The sequence below is a fragment of the Ornithinibacillus bavariensis genome, from assembly GCF_018333235.1.
GTDB lineage: Bacteria > Bacillota > Bacilli > Bacillales > Amphibacillaceae > Ornithinibacillus > Ornithinibacillus bavariensis.
Genome location: NZ_BORP01000002.1, coordinates 478,156 through 501,043 on the forward strand (window position 1 = coordinate 478,156; position 22,888 = coordinate 501,043).

The following is a 22,888-nucleotide window of genomic DNA, read 5'->3' on the forward strand; positions in this document are numbered from 1 at the left end:
AGTGGGAGTGACAACGATGAGTGACTTAATATTTGATGAATCTGTAATTCTATTAGATGTTGAAGCAGATACAAAGGAATCCGTATTAGAAATTGTTGCAAAAAATCTAGTGGATAAAGGCTTAGTGAAGGAGAGCTTTATTCCAGCAATTTTAAAACGTGAAAGTGAGTTTGCAACAGGCCTTCCTACTGCTGGAGTTTCTGTAGCAATTCCACATACGGATGTAGAGCATGTGAATCAAAAAACCATCAGTGTAGCTGTACTAAAACAACCAGTTGATTTTGTCATCATGGGAGACGATCAAGAAACAACTCCAGTACAGATTATTTTTATGTTGGCAATGAATGAAGCGCATTCACAGCTAACATTGTTACAAAAACTGATGCAGATTTTCCAGGATGAACAAACATTAACAACGATTGCTAATGAAACAAGTAAAACGAATATAAAAAAACTATTAGAAGAGAAATTAGACTTAGCAGCATATGAAGGAGGTGAAAGATAATGGCTAAAAAGACCGTTTTAGTAGCTTGTGGTGCAGGTATTGCTACTTCTACTATTGTAAACAGTGCAATTGAAGAAATGGCTAAGGAACATAATATTGATGTGAATCTAGTTCAAATTAAAATTGCAGAGGTTAATAGTTATTTAGATACTGCAGACTTATTAGTTACAACTGCTATGACAAAAACTGAATATCCATTCCCGGTAATAAATGCACGTAATTTCTTAACTGGTATTGGTATTGAAGATACAAAAAAACAAATCTTGGATGAACTTAAAAAGTAATGCGGGTTTGGTGGTCCTAAAGAATAGAGGTCGGCCTAAATTCCTTTAGTCTGACCTTCGTTTGGGACAATCTAAAATCTCTCTTCATTAGGAGGAAAAAGAATGCAATCATTTGTTGATTTTATACAAGGATTTCTAGCATTAGGTGCAACTGTAATTCTGCCTGTCGCAATATTCTTACTTGGTTTATTCTTTGGACAAAAGCCAGGGAAAGCATTCCGTTCAGGCTTAACAATTGGGGTAGCTTTTGTTGGTATTTTCTTAGTTATTGATTTGTTAACGACTAACTTAGGCCCAGCTGCTCAAGGTATGGTTGATCGTCTAGGAGTGGAATTGAATGTGATTGATGTGGGTTGGCCTGCAACATCTTCCATTGCGTGGGCTTCTGTTGTAGCTGCATTTATAATTCCACTAGGATTAGTGGTTAACGTTGTCATGCTTTTAACAAAGACAACGAGAGTAATGAATGTTGATATTTGGAACTACTGGCATTATACATTTATGGCAGCTGTTATTTATGCCATCTCTGGAAGTATTATTCAAGGCTTAATTGCTGCTGTTCTTTTCCAAATTGTATGTTTGAAAATTGCAGACTGGACGACACCAATGGTTCGTGATTTCTATGAAATGCCTGGTGTATCTGTTGCGACAGGAAGTACAATATCTTATGCTCCTTTCATTTTTTTAGTAAAAGGTATTCAAAGAATTCCAGGTCTTAAGAATTTAAAAGCAGATGCAGATTCGATTCAGAAGCGTTTTGGTGTGTTTGGGGATTCTATGGTAATCGGACTAATACTGGGTGCTGCTATCGGTGCATTAGCTGGTTATGATTTTGGTAAGATCATTAATATTGGTATGTCAATGGCTGCTGTAATGATTTTGATGCCACGTATGGTTAAGATTTTGATGGAGGGCTTAATGCCAGTATCAGAATCAGCACGTAACTGGTTAAATAAGAAGTTTGGAGATAGTGATATTACTATCGGTCTAGATGCAGCTGTACTATTAGGACATCCCTCAGTAATCGCTACAGCACTAATTTTGACACCGATTACAGTTTTAATTGCAGTAATCTTACCTGGTAATAATGTTTTGCCATTCGGTGACTTAGCAACAATTCCATTTGTAATCGCTTTTATCGTTGGTGCTGCTCGTGGTAATATTATTCACTCTGTTATTGTTGGTACCATTATGATTGCTTTATCTCTTTATATGGCTACTGATATTGCCCCAGTGTTTTCACAAATGGCTACAGAGGCAAGTATTAAATTACCAGAAGGCTCAGCAATGGTTTCAAGTATTGACCAAGGTGGTAACCTGATTAACTGGGTAATCTGGAGAGTATTCGATTTATTTAATTAATAATGAAGAGTGGGGCTAACTGGTTAGTCCCACTAAATTATTTGGACCTAGTTTCTAAAGGAGGAGACATCAATGAAATCATTAGTCAAAACAGAATTAGGATTTGGTCATCTTGAGGTACAAGATAAACCTGTACCAACATCTGGTCCAGACCAGGTAAAGATTGAAGTGAAATATGCAGGGATTTGTGGTTCTGATATCCATACCTATGAAGGACATTATAAAGTTGCTGTTCCAGTGACTTTAGGCCATGAATTTTCTGGTGTGGTTGTAGAAGTTGGCGAGAATGTAACCGAGTTTAAAGTGGGTGATCGCGTTACTTCAGAAACAACTTTTTATATTTGTGGAGAATGTAACTATTGCCAATCTGGTGATTATAATCTTTGTAACCATCGTAAAGGACTTGGTTCCCAACAAGATGGTGGCTTTGCAAAGTATTTAATTGCTCGGAAAGAAAGCGTCCACCATTTACCGGAAAATGTTGATTATCAATCTGCTGCAATGACTGAGCCTTTAGCATGTACACACCATGCAGTTGCAAAAACAGATATAAATCAGGGGGATGTCGTTTTAGTAACTGGTCCTGGTCCAATTGGACTTCTAGCTGCACAAGTAGCTAAAAGTCATGGTGCAACTGTAATTATTACGGGTTTATCAAATGATAAGGTACGCCTAGATAAAGCAAAGGAAGTTGGTATTGATTATACAGTCAATACACAGGAGCAAGATCTATCAGAACTAGTAAACAAATTAACAAATGGTTATGGAGTAGATGTTGTACTTGAATGCTCAGGTGCCGTTCCAGCAGCGAATCAAGCACTAGGCCTTTTGCGTAAAAAAGGACAATATGCACAGGTCGGACTCTTTGCTAAACCAATGGTTGAATTTGATTTGGACAAAATCATTCAAAAGGAGATTCGTGTGGTAGGTAGTAGAAGTCAAAGACCTGCTGACTGGGAGCCTTCTTTAGCATTGATGGATGAAGGAAAAGTAAATGCCAAAGCTCTTGTAACGCATATCTTTGATATTACTGAATGGGATAAGGCATATGAAGCAATTAAAAGCGGTGAGGCTATTAAAGTTTTATTAACACCAGTAGAATAATAGAATCTCTATTTTAACGGGGGGGCAGTCAGAATGAATAAAGAAGAATTAATTTCCATTATTGATTATACATTGTTAAAACCAACAGCAACGAAAGAAGATATTAAGCTATTTTGTGAAGAAACAATTGAATATGGATTTAAAACAGTATTTGTTAACCCATATTATGTTTCTTATGCTCATCGTTTATTGTCTTCACATGGTATTAAGGTAGGGGTTCCAATCGGATTCTCACTAGGTGGAGCAACTACACATGTAAAGGTAGAAGAAACAAAGGAAGCAATTAAAAATGGAGCAACTGAAATTGATATGCTCATTAATTTAGGAGCACTTAAATCTGGTGAATATGATGTTGTACGTGATGATATAGCTGCAGTTGTGAAAGCAGCTAATGGACTAACAACGAAGGTAATCATTGAAACAGCCTTATTATCGGATGATGAAAAAGTAAAAGCTACGGAGTTAATTATGGAGGCTGGAGCTGACTTTGTAAAGACTGCTACAGGATTTAATGGTGGTGGTGCGACTGAAAAAGATGTAAAACTACTTCACTCTGTCGCTGGAGATAAACTTGGTGTAAAGGCAGCAGGTGGTATTAAAACCTATGAGGATGCTGTAAAAATTGTCAAAGCCGGTGCAACCCGCATTGGCGCAAGTGGTGCCACTGCAATCATTAACGGTGGAGTATCGACATCATCTTACTAAATGAAGTGCCAGATATTTCCCCATTTTTATCTGAAATCTTGTCATATAACAAGGAATAATGAAAATTATGGAAGGAAAGTGAACAACCATGGTAGATGCTCTTTTAGACTTTATGTTAGGACCTTTACGAGGTATTAGTCAATTTTATATTGAACACCAAATGATTATGAACACAATTGTCATCGGATTTGCTGTGTATAAAATCTTAAACAATAATAAAAAAACTGAGAAAAAGTCAGCTAGTTAACACAACAAAGAAAAGGGTGTTTGTTTTGAAGGCTTTAAATTTATATGGTGTAGAGGATCTACGATTTGAAGAGAATACACCGAAACCGGTAATCGAAGATGCAAATGATGTTATCATTAGGGTCAAATCTGTTGGAATATGTGGCTCCGACACTTCCCGTTATCGAAAACTTGGTCCTTATGTAGAAGGTATGACATTTGGTCATGAGTTCGCAGGTGAAGTGGTTGAAATAGGTGCTAATGTGACCAATGTAAAAGTTGGAGATCGTGTTGCGGGTTGTCCAGCATTTGTTTGTGATGAATGTAAAAGCTGTAAAAAAGGCGAGCCTGCTCGCTGTGAAAAGCTTTCTGTCATTGGTGCATACCGCCCAGGCGCTTATGCAGAATATACGAAACTACCAAATACACATGTCATCCCATTACCCGATAATGTAGATTTTGATACGGCTGCAATGGTTGAACCATCTGCAGTAGTTGCCCATGGCTTTTATAGAACTACCATTCAGCCAGGTGCTGAAGTAGCTATTATGGGTGTGGGTAGTATTGGATTACTTGCCATTCAGTGGGCAAAAATATTTGGGGCAAAGAAGGTATATGCTATTGATATCGACAACAACAAACTAGAAATTGCTAAAAAGCTAGGCGCTGATGTTGCTATCAATTCGTTAGAAAAGCCTGCACATGAACAAATTATGGATTATACAAATGGACAAGGAGTAGATTTAGCTGTAGAGTCAGCAGGCTCACCGATAACCTCTGCCCAGGTATTTGCATTGCCACGTAAAGGCGGTGAAGTAGTATTTTTGGGTATTCCATATGCAGACATTCATATTGAGCGTTTCTTCTTTGAAAAAATTGTTCGTAACGAGCTAACCGTCTATGGCTCATGGAATGCTATATCAGCCCCATTTCCGGGAAAAGAATGGAGCACCACCATTCATTATATGAGCACAGGACAAATACAGTCAGAACCAATGATTTCTCACCGTCTATCATTAGAAGAAGGACCAGAAGCTTTCCGAAAAATCATCCATCGTGAAATGGATTCTGTAAAAGTAATTTTCCATCCGTAATCCGAGCTTAGTTTCCATTGTTATTGATAAGATATAGTTAGGATTATTTAATATTAAAATAGATAGTCATTTATCCATCCAGCATTTATTGCTGGATTTTTTTTTATGTAATAACTAGGGTAGTTGTTTTCTAGCAGCTAGTAGATATCAATACTAGTATAGAAATCCTTTGTTACGATACAGGATACAAGTTATGTTGCCTAATATTAATCAGTGATTATTCCTGCAAAGCAAGGAATAAGTAATGTATAGTTGGTGACTTCTAGTAATTGAAGGGATTATGTAAAATATCTTTGTTTAATGGGCAAAGTAAATAGAGGGTTTGACAATAACATTGAAGTTGGCAAACACCGTAATCTCAAGGGTTTTATTTTATGTTTGTTAAATAATAAAAACCATTGTACCAATCATATCAGTTTACGTTATAATTAGGGATGGTATATTTTACATAGTGATAATGCTAACTCTGTTTTAGGGAATTTACATGGATATACTTTCATGAACGTATACAATAGAAGGTAATTTACTGAAGGAGGCTATTCATGCAAAACGTATTCAAAAAACTGGTACCTATAACCATATTTTTTGCATTGTTTTTAGTAATAAGTGCTTGTTCAACAGGGGATAGTGATAAGAATAAGGATGGATCTAGTAGCCAAGAAATTAATATACGAGTGAATAATGATCCTGATTTTCTTGATCCACATATGGCAGAGGCTTCGATTACATTTCAAATGCTTTTAAACATTTTTGATGGCTTAATGGTTGGGGATACAGATGGTTCACTCAAGCCAGCACTTGCCAAGGATTATTCGATTTCTGACGATGGATTAACGTATACCTTTACAATTCGGGATAATGTGAAATTTCATAATGGTGATCCTTTGACAACGGAGGATATCATGTATTCCTTTGAACGCTTAATGGGCAAAGGCTCTGGAAAGCCGTTAACTTCTAATTTTGATAATATTGCATCTCTAGAGGCTCCAGATGATAAAACCTTTGTCATTACGTTGAAAGAACCGAATTCAGCGTTTCTATCGTATTTAACTGCACAGGACTCGGCTATATTACCAAAGAGTAATGATGGGAAACATAATGAGGAGCCAATTGGTACTGGTCCATTTAAATATCAAAGCTATAGTCCACAAAATAATCTCGTATTAGTAAAAAATAAAGATTACTGGAAAGAAGGACTACCATATTTAGATAAAGTAACGTTTACGTTTCAGCCTGATGATCAGACTGCATTAATGTCTCTCCAGGCGGGTGAAATGGACTTTGTTTCCGTTGGGGCACATCGAGTTCCAGAGGTTGAAAATAATTTTAAGCTAGAATATCAAAACAGTAATGCTACCTTATTAGTTGGATTTAATGAAGCAAGAGAACCGTTTAATGATACACGAGTTCGCCAAGCAATTAATTATGCGATTAATAAGGATGATATTATTGAAGCAGTATTTTCTGGGTACGCAACAAAGATTGGGTCGAATATGAGTCCTGCAATGGGAGCATTTTACGAGGAAGGCCTTGAAAAAATGTATGACCATGACGTCGAAAAGGCGAAGAACTTATTAAGTGAAGCTGGTTATCCAGATGGATTTGAAACTACTATTTCCATTTCTTCACATGCTGCAATGTATACAGATGTTGCACAGATTGTTGTGGAAAACTTAAAAGAAATAGGAATAAAAGCAAAAATTGAAGTTGTGGAATGGGGAATATGGCTTGACCGTATTTACAAAGGTAGAGACTATGATATGACCATTATAGACTTTACTGGAAAGCTTTCTCCTTATGAAACCATTAAACGTTATCAATCAGAGGATAGTGGTAACTTAGTTCATTTCTCCAACAATGAGTATGATGAATTAATGAAAAATGTATTGTTAGAAACAGATGAAAACCGTCAGATTGAGATGTATCATCGTGCACAGGAGATACTTGCTGAAGAAGCAGCTGCAGCATTTATCGCTGATTATCAAATCATTTGGGCGATGAATCCTAAAATGGAAGGTTATAAGCTATACCCGTATTTCTTCCATGATTTATCTGAAGTGAAATTGGTTGACTAGAAGGGATTGGCTGGCATGGCCTATTTTATTCGAAGGCTCTTTCTGTTATTTATTACATTAGTGCTTGTATCACTAATAACTTTTGCGGTCTTTCAAATTATACCTGGTGACCCCATTCGAATTATGCTAGGGCCAGAAGCCGATGAAACGCAAATTGAAACGTTAGAAAAAGAGCTTGGTTTAGATCAGCCCCTCCATATCCAGTACGTAGACTGGGTTGGTGGGGCAATTACTGGTGATTTTGGAAAATCTATTCGTTTTTCTCGTCCAGTTTCCGACTTAATTTATGACCGAATACCAATAACATTTTCTCTTGCAGTGTTATCTGTCATTCTAGTGGTAATAATAGCCATTCCACTTGGCATATATGTTGCTAAAAAGCCTAATTCATTGATGGACTATGCTCTTTCGACAGTAACTCAAGTGGGAATGGCAATCCCATCCTTTTGGTTAGGAATGTTATTAATCCTATATCTAGGGATGACATTTTCATTTTTTCAGATTAGTGGCTATGTACCATGGTCGGAGAGTATCTTGGGAGCGCTTGGAACCTTAATATTGCCAGCACTTACTATTGCTATTCCACAAATTGCCGTTTCTTTTCGATATATTCGTACCTCTGTACTAGAGCAAATGCAGCGTGACTATGTTCGTACCGCCCGTAGTAAAGGAATGCGGGAAGGTTCCTTGATGTATCGGCATGTACTACGGAATGCAATGATCCCAATTTTAACGGTCTTTGGCCTAATCTTTGCTGAAGTAGTTGCAGGTACGATTATTGTAGAACAAGTATTTGGCCTACCTGGTCTTGGTAGTCTATTAATAACGGCAATTAGTTATCGTGATTTTCCATTAGTACAGGGGATTGTCATGTATATTACCTTGATTGTCGTCTTCATTAACTTTATTATTGATATTTTATATTCTATTATAGATCCTCGTATACGACTATAGCTAGGAGGTGGACCCGTATGAAACGATTACGAAATGTTGGAAAACATATTAATCTATTACTCGGTGGGGCAATCCTAGTTTTTTTTCTAGTGATGATGACGGTTAGTTTCTTCTATACGCCATATGGTGTAGAGGAGATGGATATTCCGAACAAATTGCAGTCACCAAGTGCTGCTCACTTGCTTGGTACAGATGAATTTGGCAGGGATATTTTTAGTCGAATGATGAAAGGAACACAGACAGCATTTTTTGTTGGAATTGTTGCAGTAGGAATTGGCCTTGTTGTCGGTACGATAGTTGGTGGTATTTCTGGTTATCTTGGGGGCTGGGTCGATGAAATTATTATGCGGGTTATCGATGCATTAATGGCATTTCCAGGAATTATTCTCGCACTAATGCTTGTGGCAGTATTTGGTTCAGGAATGTGGAATACGGCGATTGCTCTTGGGTTAATGGCTATTCCAGGTATTGCTAGAATTGCACGTAGTGGATTTCTGCAGACAAAGGAGCAGGATTTTGTGTTGGCTGCCAAAGCGATGGGAATAAAGCCTATTACCATTATGTTTCGCCACATATTACCTAATGTATCCTCACCATTGATTGTTGCAGCTTCGATAGCTTTCGCAGTAGCAATTTTAGCTGAGGCAGGTCTTAGTTATTTAGGCCTTGGTGTACAGCCACCTGATCCAAGCTGGGGAAGGATGCTTAAGGATTCACAGCCCTACTTAGTAAGTGCTCCGTGGTATACTTATGCGCCAGGGGTAGCTATTACGTTAGTTGTGCTAGGTTTTTATATGTTGAGTAATGCAATCAGTGAGATTAGTGATCCTAGAATGAGGGATTAATGAAATATATATAGATAGGGAATAGCACTTATGAGAGAGTTTCATGAAGGTGCTATTCCCTTTATTCATTTAGAAAACATTTTCCCAAGTAATAGCTAGCATTGCTCCAACCAATGCTAAGTAATCACATGTAATCCTAAGCGTAATGAACTAGTTGGATATATTTACTTCAATTGGTACAGATACTAAGTTCCACTGTTTGCCGAGCATTTCAAATGTATGCATAGCAAATATTTGCGCTTGTCCAGGTGATAGAGCTGTAATGGTGTTTCCTTCAATTTGGACATTTTGTTCGTTCTCAGACGCAAAGAGTGTTGTTTCAATGTTTTGCTTTTCATCTACCCGATAGTTAACAAAAGTCTTAGCTTGAATGGTTGCCGTTTTTCCTACCTTTAAATTCCGCTTTTTAATTGGTGTGTCGATTTTAGTAGGCGCATCTGTTAGCCACTGTGTATAATCGGTTATTGGTCCAATAAGTCCTTTTTTGAGTAGTTCTTCAAAAGGCTCCTGACTACGGAATGTCCAGTGCATATTTATAATACCTCGCTGTCTCATATACGTAATAGATTCCTCGGAAAGACTACCATAGCTAGAATTTAATCTCGCGCCGATTGTTGTTGCATAATTGAGCATTTGTTCTGCATCCTGTATGCGCTGTTGCTCGGAACCAGGTACAGAGGCTGAATATAGATAGCCTACACTAATCCCCGGTGCAATTTCACGGAATTTCTTGACCGTGTCTATACTAAAGCTTTGTAGGACAACCATGTCTTCCATTCCTTCGTCCTTAATCTCTTGCAAAACTTGCTCTTCAATATTTTCAGCCTTTACTTCGATTAGAAGTATGATATCTTTGTCTTTAAACCCTTGAAGGAATTCACGGAAGGTTGGTACTTTTTCTCCTGCAAATTCAGGTCCGAATTTTATTCCTGCATCAAGTGAACGGATTTCCTCTAAGGTCAAATCTGCAACATTTCCAGTGCCGTTTGTCGTCCGATTGACAGTGGTATCATGCATTATAATTAGCTGTCCGTCTTTTGTTTGTTGTACATCAGTTTCAATAAGGTCTGCGCCTAAGTCGTATGCCAAATGATAGCCTACCATTGTATTCTCTGGGGCAAGGGAAGGTACGCCACGATGCGCGACAACAATAGGACGTTGTACGAATGTGTTTTCTGGATAAAGACTGTATGCTGTTACAGCCTTACTTGGATTTTCGGTAATAATCCCATCAACACCAGCGTGTAGTAAATCATGGATATTCTCCCCAATTCCCCAAACAGCAATCGCACGAGTATGGAAATAGTAAACAGTTTTATCGGTTATAAGACGCTCTGGTAGAACAATACTCATTGAACGACTACGGTTTGCATCCGTAACTAGCTTTTTTAGATCGTGCTTATTTAAATGTTCTTTATTGTAAAGAATCGCACCACGTACTTGAGGGTGTGCTGCTTTAATTTGGTTAATAATTTCTTGATTGGAGGATATGATGTGAATATCTTTTGTGGAAACAGTGTCTAGAACTTCAATCACTCCATTTGCTACGTCTTGATTTTCTACTTGGATAGTTGGTATTGCTTTCCCTCTTATACTAGCAAGCATATCCAAGAGTAATATATCTCCAACTATAATGTTACCGCTTTCATTTAATTGCGCATCTAGTAGCACATTGGAAGCACCTGATAATAGGTTGGTATCACTAGAAATAATTGTTGGTGCATTTACCATATTTGTGTCTGGTTCATCTGGTAAGAAGGCATTAGAATGTTCAATTGGTGGTAAATCATTTGCTCTGGTAGTTACGAGTACATTATCAAATTCTACAGTGGCGCCAGATACTTGAAAACCTAAATTTCCCTCTAACCATTGATTCGCAAGATCAGTATCAATTACTAGCTGACCGTTAATATATTGTTGAATACGTTCACCTTTTGCAATTACCTTAAGCCGATATGCTTGCCCATATCGAAAGTCCTCCGGATAGAACTTCTTTGCAGGTACACTCCATGTATTTGATTCTGTCCTTATTGCAAATTCTACTCCGTTTAAGGCAGAAGTTCCCTTACGAACAGCAAATTGGTAATATGGGTAGTTATCATTCTGTACGCGATACATGAGAGATACCCATCGAGCATTATCTACAGCAGATTTAAATGTTACATCTGCTTCAAAAACGTAGTCTCCGATTTTGTCAGGCACTGGAATTAATACTCTAGAAGGTGACGAAGTACTTGAAGATGATAAGATCAGCTTCCCATCTTGAGTGGTTGCATTTCCCTCTAGAATCTCCCACCCGTCTGGTAGCTGTCCGTTTGTTAGCTGATTAAAGTTCTCTTCAATTAGCTTATTTTCATTTGCGGAAGCATGAGGTGTCTGTAGTAAATAGGTAAGCATAAATAAAATTGCTAGCATAGGAATTAGATAAATACGTTTCCTCATTAGAAATATTCCTCCTTACATATTGGTAAAAACTTACTTAAATACTATTTCTACGATTCTTTCCCCCTTTCGATATACGGTAGAAAAAAAGAGAAGAAACCAAATAGCCCTATAAATTAGGGGGATATTCGGTATCTTCTCTTGGACTCCTACCAGTATATAAAGTTAATAATAGTATATCCTATGGCGCATAGGATTCGTCCATAGGGAGAAGTCTTCATTCTATTAAACGGATTCTAGTAATTTAGAATTATATTTCTTTCCCAAGTTGTAGGTCCTGTAACTGGTAAGGATATAGATTACTCAGATTATTATAAAATACTGAGATACTATAATTATGTAATGAATTTAAAAATTTCCCTATTTACAAAAATGAAACCGTTTGCTAAAATTAATACAACCTTAATTGAATAGTTCTCAGAGAATATAAGAGAAGAGAATGAAATGAAGGCCCTTTCTTTTTGGAGAGGGGGAATTTTTCGTTCTCTTTTTTCTATCATGGGAATTTATTCACTTAAAATTCAAAGGGGGATATACATGAAACGAATAGTTTTGGCATTATTTTCATTAGTATTTTTAGTAGGTTTTCTTGCCGCATGTGCAGGTGAATCTTCTGGTGATGGAAAGGGGAAAGGAAAAGGGGATTCCTCTGATCCAATAACACTTTATTCACCAGAAACTCCTGATTTAACAAAGGAACTGGCTGCAAAGTTCGAGGAATTGTATGGACAAAAGGTAAACGTTCACTATGCTGGTACGAATGTGTTAGTAAACCAAATGATGGCGGAAAAGGGTAATCCACAAGCTGACGTTTGGTATGGTGGTGGGGGACTTCTACCGTTTGAATCTGCAGTTGATAAAGGTATCATTACGAAATACATACCAGAAAGTGCAGAAGACTGGGAAGTAGTTGAAAATGGTATCAAAATGAAGCATCAAGATGGATATTATGTTGGTACTGAATTATTCGTATTAGGTTTTGCTTACAATACAGATCTGGTAACTGAAGAAGAAGCACCAAAAACTTGGGAAGATTTATTAGATCCAAAATGGGAAGGGAAAATTCAATTCCCGAATCCAGCAGCATCCGGAACAGCAACACTTATGGTGCTAAGCCACATGATGCAGTATGGTGAGGAAGCTGGTTGGGAATATTTCCAAAAGCTAGCAGATCAATCAAACTCAATTCCTGACTCTGGTTCAGCTCCTACGAAAGCAGTAGCAATGGGTGAAGCACATATCGCAGTTGGATTTGACTTTATGGCATATGAGCATAAAGCAAAGGGTGAAACAGTAGATTTTGTTGTTCCTGATAAAACTCCTATTCTTGTAAACCCAGCAACTCTTGTAGAGGGTGCTCCAAACCCTGAGGGTGGAAAGAAATTCATGGACTTTATGCTAGGTAAGGAAGCACAACAAATTCTTGCAAATTGGTATCATATTCCAATTAATAAAGAAGTAGAATCTAAGACACCTTTAAATATTGATTCTATTAAGGAAAATGCAGTTGATTTAGATATTGATTGGGTAAACGAAAATTATGATCGTATTCGTAATGAGTGGAAAAGTAAAATTAACTAAAGGAAGTTGATAATATGGGGTCAGTTGTAGTAGAACAGCTTAGGAAGGATTTTTCGGGTGTAACTGTACTTCAGAACATTGATTTGGACATTAAAGAGGGCGAATTCTTTGCTCTCTTAGGTCCATCTGGTTGTGGAAAAACAACGACAATGAGATGTATAGCTGGGTTTGAAAGTCCGACAAGTGGAACTATCAAAATTGGAGATAGGGATGTAGCTAAATTAGCACCAAATGAAAGAAACTGTGGAATGGTATTCCAGAGCTACGCATTATTTCCACATATGAATGTATTTGATAATGTTGCTTATAGTTTAAATATTAAAGAGCTACGAAAGGGTAACTTGTTCAAAAAGGTCGGGGTTTACACACGTATGCTCAATAGTAAATTAGTCAAATATCCTAAAGAAATCGAAAAGAAGGTTATGGATATTTTAGAGTATGTTGAGCTTACCGACCATGCAAAAAAATTGACGAGTGAGCTTTCTGGTGGACAACAACAGCGTGTTGCCTTAGCTAGAGCCCTTGTAATGGAACCGGAAGTACTATTAATGGATGAACCTTTATCCAACCTCGATTTAAAGCTACGTCACACGATGCGTAATACTATTCGACGTATTCAACAGGATTTGAAAATTACAACAATCTTCGTTACACATGATCAAGAAGAAGCAATGAGTATGGCAGACCGGATTGCCGTTATGAAGGATGGAGAAATATTACAGATCGGTACACCAACTGATTTATATAGTAATCCAAAGACACCATTTATTGCTGACTTCGTAGGAACGTCGAATATTCTTCCTGGTAAAGTGGTAGCAAGTGATAATGGAATTACTACTGTCCAGATTGGAAATCAACAGATTAAATCAGTTACGCAAACCGATAAGACGGATGTTCAAGTAATTATTCGTCCAGAAAATATCAATGTCTTAAATGGCGGTAGCGATGATTATGACAATGCTTTTGAAGGTACTATCCAGTTTGCTACTTACCTAGGTAACACCGTTCGTTACGATATAAAAGTTGGTGAGCATCAGCTTGTAGTGGACACTACATATGAATCTGGGGATAGTATTAAACGAAGCGGGGAGAAGGTTCGATTAGGAGTATCACCTGAAAGGGTGTTACTAATATGAGTAAATTAAAACGTTTTTTATCAGGAATGGGATTTATTAAGCTTCTTATCTATGGATTTTTCCTGTTGTTTCTCATTATCCCGTTGTTATCCGTGTTTTTGGTTGCTTTTACAAATGAACCAATAAATGTATTTGGCTCATTGATAAGTCTTGAGCAGATGCAAACTACCATCGAGCAATTCAAAAATGCGACACTTGATAATTTTAAGTCTATTTTTTCCTATGGGCATTATTTTCAAGGGTTACTGAATAGTTTAAAGCTATCATTAATCGTTTCATTATGGGTGCTTGTCATCTGTATCCCGATAGCATATGGTATTGCCCGCACAAAAATGCCATTTAAGAAAACAATAAGTGGATTAGTAACTATTCCATTAGTTATTCCTACATTTATTTCTGCATATGCATTCATTATCATGTTCGGTCGTTCAGGCTGGGTAACGTATATTTATCAGCAATTGGGTGGAGAAGGGATGCTAATTGATCCGTATTCCATGACTGGAATAGCTATCGTGCAAATCTTTTTCTTCTTTCCTTATGCTTTATGGCCAATGGTAGCTGCATTCAAAGTAAGTGATGTATCGCTTGAGGAAGCTTCTCGTAATATGGGTGCAAAAAGTTGGTTAACCTTTATTACTGTTACCTTCCCATTAGTTATTCCTGGAATGCTTTCCACTGCTCTGGTGATTTTTGCAGTTAGCTTTTCAGACTTTGGAACTCCTATTATTTTAGCACCAAGTGATCTAAATCTGATTGTAGTTGATGCATATCGTGAAATTGCAGGATTCTTTAACTGGGGTGGAGCGGCAATCCTAACCGTCATCATGATTGCAGTAGCTGGTGTGATTTATTGGCTGCAGAATTACCTTCTAAAGGGAAGGGACTATGGAACGCTTTCCGGAAAGCCTAAGAAAATTAAGTTAATCGAGAATAAAGCATTAACAGTTCCGTTAGCAATTTTCTCTGGCTTTGTAGTAATTATTCCTTTGTTAGCCATGGGTACAATCTTTTTACAATCGATTGCAACAACTTGGGGTAAGGATCCATTACCAAGTGGCTATACACTAGAACACTATAAAACGATTTTTACATCTTCATTAGGAAATATACAAAATAGCCTTGTCCTAGCTGGTGGGGCACTAGTGCTTAGTGTAATCATTGCCATTTTCGTATCCTACTTTGTTGTGCGCCATCGCTCAATAACATTGGATTTTATGACAACCGTTCCATTAATTGTACCAGGTATTGCGCTAGGTATTGCATTAATACAAACATTTAATACAGCACCTTTACAGCTTACTGGTACCGCTTTGATTCTGATTATTGCGTATACAATCCGACGATTACCTTATATGGTTCGTTCTACGGTTGGTACCATGAAATCTATTAAACAGGATATTGAGGAAGCAGCAGTTAACCTTGGCGCTTCCACCTTGACCGCTGCTGTTACAGTTGTTGGTCCGTTAATGTTACCAGGTATTGCTGCAGGATCGATTCTAGTTTTCGTAACGGTCATTAAAGAAACTAGTATTTCTATATTAATGGCTCCAGCAGAGTGGGCACCAATGAGTTTAGCAATTTTCCAAAATGTGCTACGGGCAGAGTACTACTCCGCTGCAGCGATGTCCGTAATCCTAGTTATCATGGTCCTTCTGCTACAGGCTCTTGCTAATAAACTATCTGGGGGAAATAAATCATAGGTCTGTATAGGAGGAGAAAGATGCAAAAGGGTTTTATCTTTGATCTGGATGGAACAGTTTATATTGATAACCAATTGATTGATGGAGCTGCTGAAGCTATTAAAGAACTGAAGGAACGTGGCGATAAGGTTGTCTTTTTAACAAACAAATCGATAGAAACGGTTTCTGCATATGTTGAAAAGCTAACAAAGCTAGGTATTACAGTAACCCGAGAAAATGTCATAAACTCTAATTTCTTAGTTGCTCGATATTTAGCTTCACGAATCAGTAGTGAGGAAAAGGTGATGGTTATTGGTGAGCAACCCCTATTGGATGAACTAACAAATATGGGTATTAGCATTTCCGATGATGAGACAGAGGTTAGTTATGTGGTTTTAGGTTGGGATCGGGAATTCACCTATGCCAAGCTGAATCGTGCTTTTCAAGCTTGGCGTAATGGTGCTATTGTCGTTGCAACTAACCCTGATCGAACTTGTCCAGTAGAAGGTGGCCAAATTCCAGATTGTGGTGCAATGATTGGTGCAATGGAAGGGGCAACAGGGGAGAAGGTAGAACTAATTCTCGGTAAACCTTCCCCTCTTGCTGCGAAATTCATTGTAGAGGATATTTTAAATCTACCACCTGAAAATTGTTATATGGTCGGAGATCGATTAGAGACAGATATTCGAATGGGGAATGATTGCGGCTTACAATCTGTTCTCGTATTAACAGGTATAACTGAAAAGGGTATGCTTGAGCATACCCAACATCAGCCGAAATATGTACTGAACAGTATTAGCGAAATTCCTGAGATTACTAGATATTCAGATTCCAAAGCTTTGGATCACCTGAAGAAATAGCTAGCGCTCCGGCTTCTAGTCCGTTATTAATTTCAGTTCTATTACTTACTAACCCTCCTGCTATAATTGGTAGGTGGGTTAGTTTTGTTAATTTATCGATGATTTGTGGCATTACGCCAGGCAAAACCTCTATTGCATCTGGTTTACAAGTGTGAGCGATTTCAATTCCTTTTTTCATGGCATTCCTGTCAATTAAAAAAATACGCTGGATTGCCATGAGACCTTCTTCCTTAGCATATTTAATTAAATTACTTTTCGTCGTAATAATACCTTTCGGCTGCCATACTTCTGTTATATATTGAATTGCACTCTTCGTATTGGAGAGCCCGTCAATAAAATCTATATGAACAAAGGTTGTTTTATTATATTTCTTTAAACGGTCTAAATAATCCTTCGTTGTCATCAAGTCGCCAGTTAATAGGAAAATGATATTTGAATTACTGTGAATTGCCATATCTAAATGATCCTCATGCTTGACCGAAGCAATAACCTGGGATTGAACTAAATCTACTATATTGTCCACTAATTTCTCACTCCCCTATTTTTTGAATCGATTATACCATAACAATAAAGAGCAGGTATAGAGCATAAAACAAAAAACTCCCTATTTTTCGACAATAAATGACAAAAAACAAGGCGAAAGCAATCAATATCGATAAACTACAATTTAAAAAAACAAAAGATGATATCTCCCCAAAAGCTAGCGAAAATACCATAAGTGGGGTTCATAAAAATAAGCCTATTATTTGTCCCATGCCAATGCGTAAAATAATGAACATTGTATTTACAATTTTCCCCCCCATTACATCATGCATTGATGAGATTGGTTTGTAAAGTGAGTAGAGAAGGTCGTATTTCATAACAATTATTAACTCTCTATGACTAGTTATACAATTCCATCAAAAAAAGCCAACTCCTCCGTATACGCACAGGAAATCGGCCATTTTTAGGTTGAAGCTTTGTTTTTAGGTTAAGTAAAATTGCTTTTATTTATTCCAGAATAGCTGCCATTCCTCTAGAGCCAAATAAAAACGAGAAGTGCAACCGTTAGAGGAGGACCAATCAGGTAAAGAATACTATACAGTCGTACGACTAGGCTTTCACCTGAAAAGATTTCGGTATTTTCTTTTTGTTTAAGAAACGGAAACCATTTGCTTAAGTAATCTTTACTATTTTCCATGAGGCTATAGCAACTAGTCATATTTTCGAAAACATAGTATAAATCTGTTTTCATATAAATACAGCATTGGTAAACCGTTTTTATACAAATATCAAAGATGATAATTGTAAGTATACTAGTCCAAAAGGTACCGCTTCCATTTAAGAAGATAGAGAGTAGTAAGGTGGTGCTTAAAATCACTTGTTCAAATGCCATACCACCTAGATAAAGTGTATTTCGTTTACGAGGTGGTAATTTCCAAGCGGAAGTTAAGTCTGTTTCCAGGACAATAAAAATTAGTCTATGTCCCACAGATAGTTTTGTTGGTAAATCGTAAGAACGGATTGCTAAAATATGGCCAAGTTCGTGTATCATAAGAAGTAAAAAGGATATGGCCGCATAAATAAGGACACTAAGAACAATAGAATCAACTAAAAAGATATCACGATAATGTGGAATAAATTCTGGATGAAAGATAATTAATGTAATATTCATGATGAAAAAAGCGAAATACAGTATAGTCGATATCTTATTAAAAAAAAGTTTTCCAAGCTTGGGTGAAATCCACTGCATCCCTTTTATTGAAGGTGCTTTCTTCACAACCGAAGTAGCTTGTCCATCTACTGTTTTAACTAGTCCAAATTCCATTAATTGATAGGCAAAATCAATAACTTCCACTTCTTCAGAAGAATATACTTGTAATAATTGATACTCCACCTCGCTAAGCTTTTTTCCTTGGTTGATTAGCTCGATTGCATCAATGCAAATCTGTGGCATCTCAAAAAACTCTCCAGTAGCTTCATCTTCAATAATGAAGTTCTTTTTATCTGGGTGTATTTTTAGTGGATATAAAGTAAGCTTAGACTCTGCATTTAGTTTCATGATTGGCACCACCACTTCTCTCTATGTTCATAGAATGCTAGATTAGTTTAGTGGGAAAAAGATGCACCACCAGCAAGTTGCTTTAACTTTTTTTAGCTTACGGACTTTCATTTTTATACACCTCCTTTCAAATTTCCTATAGAAAAAGGAAAGCGAATGCCTTCCCACTTTTTTAATGCATTTCCCCTTTGGAAATGCGAAGTTATTTTGTTTGCTCATGGTGTTGTTTATAATGTATTTCTTCCCAAGTGGGATATACTTGGATAAATATGTCGACTAGTTCAGGATCAAATTGAGTACCTTTTCCTTCTAAAATACGATTATACGCTACTTCATTTGTAAGTGCATCTCGATATGCCCTTGATGAGGTCATAGCATCAAAAGCATCTGCTATGGATGTAATTCTAGCAAGAAAAGGGATTTCTTTTTCCTTTAATCCATTTGGATAGCCTTTCCCATCCCAGCGTTCATGATGGTGTAAGATCACACCGAGGTTATTCGAGATTTCAACCACATCCTCTACAGCCTTAGCGCCAATCACGGGATGTTGTTTTATTAAATCAAATTCTTCTTTTGTAAGCTTCCCTGGCTTTGTTAGAATGGCATCTGGAATACGAATTTTTCCAACATCATGTAATAGGCAAGCAAAATAATAGTATCGAAGTTCTTCTTTATTTAAGCTGCCAGTAGCTTTTGCTAGAGAAAGTGCATATTCTGCCACCCGTTCACTATGCCCACGAGTGTATGGGTCCTTCATTTCAAGCGTTTGAATTATTGCTTTCACTATACCTTCTAGTCGGTTATCATATTCTTGTTTTACTGCCTCTAAATAACTCATAAAACGATGAAGAATGATATAAGAGATTATAGATAAGATAATAACAATTAACAATGGAAGGATTACAATAGAATCCCGGATCACACTACCGATAATTATGTATTTTAATAGGACTCCACCAGAAACTAAGTAAAAATAAGTTTTGTTAACAAAAATAGGACAAAACAAAACCATTACAATTTCTACTAGATTTCCACTGCTATATGGAACATCCTTACCTTCATAAACCCAAATATCTCTTGCTATATTCAGAACGATATAGCATATAAAGTAAATATACTTAATCGATTTGGGATTATTTGTTTTTATTAGATAGAAAGAAAATGGTAATAGTGCAATCATGATAATATATAATACATAATCAAATGGTTTTGTAATAATCATCATTGGAGCATTCCATGGCGTGTTTGGAAGTAAAAAATTATAAAATATATCATAAACAAAGAATACAATATAAAATAGCCATAAAAACCAAATTGTTGCTCGCTTCTCTTCTTGAATTAATGAAAGATGAAGTGATTGTTTCATCATTATCTTCATTCCTGTCTTTAGCTCTTATATATGAGTTTATAATCCAATTGTTATTTCATCCACTAAGAAGTAGTTTTATCACAGTTAACTAGCAGTTAAAACTCACCGAATGAAGTTTCACTTTAGGGCAATAATTTTGCATTCTATCGCGAATAATCACGATTCCAATTATAATGCTTTTCAATATAAGTGTAAAGATGACAGAAAAATGCAATTGTTATAGTGTGATATACAAGAGGCAAGATTTCTATGGAAAAACTTTATCCTTGCTAATCGCTTTCTATGGCAGAATCGACTTTTGGTAGGTAATGCCTGTTTTGGCTACCGTTTCCCGTGGTTGTCTCGAATTTCGGTAACCAATAGTCGTTTTGCAGCCCCGTTTCTTATGGTTGTCCCGAAATTTGGTAACCAATAGTTATTTTGCAATCCGTTTTTCATGGTTGCCCCGAAATTTGGTAACCAATAGCAGCTTTGCAGCCCGTTTTTCATGGTTGTCTCGAATTTTGGTAACCAATAGCAGCTTTGCAACCCGTTTTTCATGACTGCCCCGAATTTTGGTAACCAATAGCAGTTTTACAACCCGTTTTTCATGACTGCCCCGAATTTTGGTAACCAATAGCAGTTTTACAACCCGTTTTTCATGACTGGCCCGAAATTCGGTAACCAATAGCAGCTTAGCAACCCGTTTTTCATGACTGCTCCGAATTTCGGTAACCAATAGTCGTTATACCTACCGTATCCCATAACCACACCCAAATTTCGGTAGCTAATATCTGTCTTACCTACTATTCCCTATGGCTGTACTGATTTTTGGTAGTCGGTTGCTTTCTTTCCTACTATACAAGTGGGTTGGCGGTGATTGTATCATTAAATAATCACACTAATCAGCATTAGACATATTCTCCTCATTACTATAACTATCCGAATGTGGATTCCTCTAAACCAGAATCTATCAATATTGGCTTGAGACTTCGAGAATTCCATGATGTTAACCAATATGTTTTTTGGAGTGAGCCAGGACCTGAAAATAGTAGTATGATTTGCTCATAAAATTCTCCCTATTTAAATTTTGTCAGGAAGAGGAGTGACAAAAACATATTTAGATTTGGTTGTTTGGTAAGATGAAAGCGCTGTATCATTAAATGTGTAAGGATTTATCTAATTATAATCAAAAATAGGGGTGATTACGATGACGGAACAAAAAGGCTTCCGTGCCAAGGTCCAGCGTTTTGGTAGCCATTTAAGCGGTATGATTATGCCAAATATTGGTGCTTTTATTGCTTGGGGACTTATAACAGCATTATTTATTCCAGATGGATACTTTCCAAATGAAGACCTAGCAGCACTAGTAGATCCAATGATTAAGTACTTATTACCTTTACTAATAGGTTTTACTGGTGGACGTATGGTTTATGATTTCCGTGGTGGAGTAGTAGGTGCTATTGCGACCATGGGTGTTATTGTTGGTGCAGATGTACCAATGTTTTTAGGTGCGATGATGATGGGACCACTCGCTGGTTGGATCATGAAGAAAATCGACAGCGTGTTCCAGGATAAAATTCGTTCCGGATTTGAGATGCTATATAACAACTTTTCTGCCGGTATACTAGGAGCAATACTTGCTGGAATTGCGGTGAAGGCTATTGGACCAGTAGTTGCAGGTCTTAATAAGGTTCTAGCTACTGGGGTTGACTTTATTATTGAGGCAGGTTTATTACCACTTGCCAACATTATTATCGAGCCAGCAAAGGTATTATTCTTAAATAATGCAATTAACCACGGTATTTTAAGTCCAATTGGTGTGGAGCAAGCAAATGAAAGTGGGAAATCTATTTTATTCCTCTTGGAAGCAAATCCTGGAGTTGGACTTGGAATTTTATTAGCATTTGTTGTTTTTGGCAAAGGTGCAGCTAAGAGTTCTGCATCAGGTGCTGCAGCAATACAGTTTTTAGGTGGGATTCATGAGATTTATTTCCCATATATTTTAATGAAACCAATGCTATTAGTGGCAGCCATTGCCGGTGGTATTAGTGGGGTCTTTACACTTACACTTTTTGATGCAGGGTTACGTGCTCCAGCCTCCCCAGGAAGTATCTTTGCAGTATTGGCGATGACAGCTCAGGATAGCTACATTGGTGTTGTTCTTGCAGTAGTTGTATCTGCAGCAGTTTCCTTTGCGGTTGCTTCTGTAATCTTAAAAACGGATAAATCGAAAACGAATGATTTATCGGATGCTACAAAGAAGATGGAAGATATGAAAGGAAAGAAAAGCTCTGTTGCAGATGTATTGAAGCAAAGTAACGAAGAGGCAGCAGAAGAGCTAGCAGCAGTTGTTCAAGAAGAGGTTAAAAAGATTATTTTTGCGTGTGATGCAGGTATGGGTTCTAGCGCCATGGGTGCTTCTCTACTGAAGAAGAAGTTTAAGGATGCTAATATTGATATTCTTGTAACAAATAGTGCAATCAATGAGCTACCTAGTGATGCTGATATCGTCATCACACAAAAGGAATTAACAGAACGAGCAAAGGCAAAACTGCCAAATGCACAGCATATTTCTGTTGAGAACTTCTTGAATAGTCCAAAATATGAGGAGCTTATTCAACGATTTTCTAAATAAACATTCATGA

20 protein-coding genes are annotated in these 22,888 nt (G+C 37.2%); 15 read left to right on the forward strand and 5 right to left on the reverse strand.

The features are described 5' to 3' along the window. Positions 1–16: 16 nt before the first annotated feature. From KI338_RS08085 to KI338_RS08130, 10 genes are all read left to right on the forward strand, one after another. On the forward strand, positions 17–505 hold the full coding sequence (locus KI338_RS08085; RefSeq protein ID WP_212920490.1) for a PTS sugar transporter subunit IIA: 489 nt from the start codon (positions 17–19) through the stop codon (positions 503–505). Then, positions 505–789, forward strand: coding sequence for a PTS sugar transporter subunit IIB (locus KI338_RS08090; protein ID WP_212920491.1), 285 nt, complete (start codon positions 505–507; stop codon positions 787–789). The genes KI338_RS08085 and KI338_RS08090 overlap by 1 nt, the downstream gene beginning before the upstream one ends. A 102-nt stretch (positions 790–891) precedes the next feature. Beyond that, the gene (locus KI338_RS08095; protein ID WP_212920492.1) at positions 892–2,151 is read left to right on the forward strand and encodes a galactitol-specific PTS transporter subunit IIC; all 1,260 of its coding nucleotides are present in this window, start codon (positions 892–894) and stop codon (positions 2,149–2,151) included. Positions 2,152–2,223: 72 nt separating this feature from the next. Next, complete coding sequence (locus tag KI338_RS08100) at positions 2,224–3,255, forward strand: zinc-binding dehydrogenase (RefSeq protein WP_212920493.1); 1,032 nt, start codon at positions 2,224–2,226, stop codon at positions 3,253–3,255. A gap of 33 nt (positions 3,256–3,288) precedes the next feature. Next, the gene (deoC, locus tag KI338_RS08105; RefSeq protein WP_212920494.1) at positions 3,289–3,960 is read left to right on the forward strand and encodes a deoxyribose-phosphate aldolase; all 672 of its coding nucleotides are present in this window, start codon (positions 3,289–3,291) and stop codon (positions 3,958–3,960) included. Positions 3,961–4,048: 88 nt separating this feature from the next. After that, positions 4,049–4,207: a hypothetical protein gene (locus tag KI338_RS08110; protein ID WP_212920495.1), complete on the forward strand. Its 159-nt coding sequence runs from the start codon at positions 4,049–4,051 to the stop codon at positions 4,205–4,207. A 25-nt stretch (positions 4,208–4,232) separates the two neighbouring features. Further along, a complete protein-coding gene (locus KI338_RS08115; protein ID WP_212920496.1) occupies positions 4,233–5,279 on the forward strand; it encodes a galactitol-1-phosphate 5-dehydrogenase in 1,047 nt (348 codons plus the stop codon). Between the two features lie 542 nt (positions 5,280–5,821). Continuing rightward, positions 5,822–7,354 carry an ABC transporter substrate-binding protein gene (locus tag KI338_RS08120; RefSeq protein ID WP_212920497.1) on the forward strand — a complete coding sequence of 511 codons (1,533 nt, stop codon included), beginning with the start codon at positions 5,822–5,824 and terminating at the stop codon, positions 7,352–7,354. Between the two features lie 15 nt (positions 7,355–7,369). Beyond that, positions 7,370–8,308, forward strand: coding sequence for an ABC transporter permease (locus KI338_RS08125; RefSeq protein WP_212920498.1), 939 nt, complete (start codon positions 7,370–7,372; stop codon positions 8,306–8,308). Positions 8,309–8,325: 17 nt separating this feature from the next. Continuing rightward, entirely contained in the window at positions 8,326–9,153 is an 828-nt protein-coding gene (locus KI338_RS08130; RefSeq protein WP_212920499.1) for an ABC transporter permease, read from the forward strand. Between the two features lie 150 nt (positions 9,154–9,303). Here KI338_RS08130 and KI338_RS08135 read toward each other — a convergent pair whose 3' ends face one another. Then, positions 9,304–11,595, reverse strand: a complete 2,292-nt coding sequence (locus KI338_RS08135; protein WP_212920500.1) for a glycerophosphodiester phosphodiesterase family protein — start codon at positions 11,593–11,595, stop codon at positions 9,304–9,306. A gap of 537 nt (positions 11,596–12,132) precedes the next feature. On the opposite strand from KI338_RS08135, the gene KI338_RS08140 reads away from it, so the two are divergent. From KI338_RS08140 to KI338_RS08155, 4 genes are read left to right on the forward strand one after another with little or no spacing between them, the layout of a single operon-like run. Beyond that, positions 12,133–13,176, forward strand: a complete 1,044-nt coding sequence (locus tag KI338_RS08140; RefSeq protein ID WP_212920501.1) for an ABC transporter substrate-binding protein — start codon at positions 12,133–12,135, stop codon at positions 13,174–13,176. Positions 13,177–13,190: 14 nt separating this feature from the next. Then, positions 13,191–14,312, forward strand: a complete 1,122-nt coding sequence (locus KI338_RS08145; protein WP_212920502.1) for an ABC transporter ATP-binding protein — start codon at positions 13,191–13,193, stop codon at positions 14,310–14,312. Continuing rightward, entirely contained in the window at positions 14,309–16,012 is a 1,704-nt protein-coding gene (locus tag KI338_RS08150; protein ID WP_212920503.1) for an ABC transporter permease, read from the forward strand. The genes KI338_RS08145 and KI338_RS08150 overlap by 4 nt, the downstream gene beginning before the upstream one ends. A 20-nt stretch (positions 16,013–16,032) precedes the next feature. After that, positions 16,033–16,851, forward strand: a complete 819-nt coding sequence (locus KI338_RS08155) for an HAD-IIA family hydrolase (RefSeq protein ID WP_212920504.1) — start codon at positions 16,033–16,035, stop codon at positions 16,849–16,851. On the opposite strand, the gene KI338_RS08160 is transcribed toward KI338_RS08155, so the two are convergent. From KI338_RS08160 to KI338_RS08175, 4 genes are all read right to left on the reverse strand, one after another. Further along, a complete protein-coding gene (locus KI338_RS08160) occupies positions 16,808–17,374 on the reverse strand; it encodes a glycerol-3-phosphate responsive antiterminator (protein WP_212920505.1) in 567 nt (188 codons plus the stop codon). The genes KI338_RS08155 and KI338_RS08160 overlap by 44 nt on opposite strands. A 492-nt stretch (positions 17,375–17,866) precedes the next feature. Continuing rightward, positions 17,867–18,892, reverse strand: coding sequence for a peptidase (locus KI338_RS08165; RefSeq protein ID WP_212920506.1), 1,026 nt, complete (start codon positions 18,890–18,892; stop codon positions 17,867–17,869). Positions 18,893–19,094: 202 nt separating this feature from the next. Further along, positions 19,095–20,261 (reverse strand): HD-GYP domain-containing protein, encoded by a 1,167-nt coding sequence (locus KI338_RS08170; RefSeq protein WP_306345304.1) that lies wholly within the window; start codon positions 20,259–20,261, stop codon positions 19,095–19,097. A gap of 415 nt (positions 20,262–20,676) precedes the next feature. Then, positions 20,677–20,979, reverse strand: coding sequence for a hypothetical protein (locus tag KI338_RS08175; RefSeq protein ID WP_212920507.1), 303 nt, complete (start codon positions 20,977–20,979; stop codon positions 20,677–20,679). Between the two features lie 471 nt (positions 20,980–21,450). Between KI338_RS08175 and KI338_RS08180 the strand changes: the two genes are divergently transcribed. Beyond that, entirely contained in the window at positions 21,451–22,878 is a 1,428-nt protein-coding gene (locus KI338_RS08180; RefSeq protein WP_212920508.1) for a PTS mannitol transporter subunit IIBC, read from the forward strand. Positions 22,879–22,888: the final 10 nt, after the last annotated feature.